Origin of the sequence: Pseudomonas sp. RL, assembly GCF_000647775.1 — a bacterium.
Lineage (GTDB): Bacteria > Pseudomonadota > Gammaproteobacteria > Pseudomonadales > Pseudomonadaceae > Serpens > Serpens flexibilis.
Genome location: NZ_JBOY01000129.1, coordinates 1 through 1,526, shown reverse-complemented (window position 1 = coordinate 1,526; position 1,526 = coordinate 1). Strand labels below are relative to the sequence as shown.

General features: G+C 52.9%; 2 protein-coding genes. One reads left to right on the top strand and one right to left on the bottom strand.

The window, feature by feature from the left end:
- On the top strand, nt 1-427 hold a 427-nt coding region (locus AS93_RS0116285; RefSeq protein ID WP_027591589.1), incomplete at its 5' end, for an IS30 family transposase.
- A gap of 116 nt (nt 428-543) precedes the next feature.
- On the opposite strand, the gene AS93_RS20690 is transcribed toward AS93_RS0116285, so the two are convergent.
- Nucleotides 544-1,131: a hypothetical protein gene (locus AS93_RS20690; RefSeq protein WP_155956168.1), complete on the bottom strand. Its 588-nt coding sequence runs from the start codon at nt 1,129-1,131 to the stop codon at nt 544-546.
- Nucleotides 1,132-1,526: the final 395 nt, after the last annotated feature.

The following is a 1,526-nucleotide window of genomic DNA, read 5'->3' as shown; positions in this document are numbered from 1 at the left end:
GCCCTCCCCGTTCGGCTTGCCGGCCAGCGGCGGCGGTGCCGTGGTCGCCTTGGCGATGGAAGGCTTCAGCGCGGCGCTCAATCGCATGCCGCTGGCGATGCGCAAGAGCATGACCTATGACCAGGGCCGGGAGATGGCGCGGCACGCCGAAATTACTCAGAAGACGGGTGTGGCGATCTACTTTTGCGACCCGCACAGCCCCTGGCAGCGCGGCAGCAACGAGAACATCAATGGCCTGATCCGCCAATACTTGCCCAAGGGCACGGACCTGTCGGTACACAGCCAGGAGGAGCTGGATGCCATAGCCCTGCAATTGAACATGCGTCCACGCAAACGCTTCGATTTCAAGTGCCCGATCGAAGTCATGGGCGAGGTGATGCAGACAGCCATCGCTATGCGGCATGATGCTCCGGCTTCAATTCAATGATTGTGTTGCACTCAGCTCCTGCATCCGCCCCCCATAAAATTACACCACACTGATTAACCGGCTTTCTACAAATAAACAACGGAAATTAGGCCAGATAGCCTTACTCAGCGCACACCTCATGAATAAATTTGAGGAATACCAATACCATCCAACTTAATTCCCACGATAGAATGAAACCCAGCTATAAACTGAGCCCTTCTAATTTCATCCTTATAAACCGAAAAAGTTTTTAGGCGATACAAAACATTAACGGGTGCAGCCGAGTTAGTAAGACCAAATTTACCACCAGCATCTGAGAGGGTCGCGTGGATTTGGTCTTCCTTGAAAGCCTTACGATGCGCGCAACATGCAAGCGCAAAAAGATTCGCGTCACGCTCCATATTTTCCGTAACATCACGCTTCACTTCTGGAAACTCGACCCGCCTAATCCAGCCTGCCGGTATCCCTCCATCTCTAATAATAGAAGCTGTTCGGTACTGGTCCCAGACCGCTTGAGCGTCATCAACCACTCGCCTTTCAAACTCTATTTTGTGCTCCTCGCCGAGTCGACCTTGCGAATCCCGCTCTTCGAGCATGACAAAATCTTCGTCGGCAACAATTCGGCAATCTTCCCCCAGCTCAATTTCAAGAACCACAGGAATAGCGCCTTGGTGCAGGCCAAGCTCTCCACTTGACAGCTGCTTCGCAGCATCTGCAAAACTCACGTAGGCTGCGTTATAGGCCAGCAATCCGCCTACATACACCCCAGGTGCTACAGGACTTACCTCGGTCTGGCTCCTGTATTTATGTATATGCCCTCTCGGCCGAAGGCCTTCCGTAAGAATTTTGGGCAATAGAGAGCTGATTGTTCCATGCCTAACCAATGTTCCCTTTTGTAAGATGCCCATCTAAAACCCCTAAATTCTACGCAAACTATTTGCTCGAAAAAAACGGCGCCCTAGGGCGCCGTTTCGTTAGGGGGAACGACCCCGGATAACAAATCCGGGATTCCCCCCAACGTCCCTCGATCCTACAAGCAGTCCCTCCCGCCTGTCAAAGCACATTACCCAACAGCTTATCCAGCGCCGACGCCGGCAACGCCATCAGCTCGTCCTCGGTC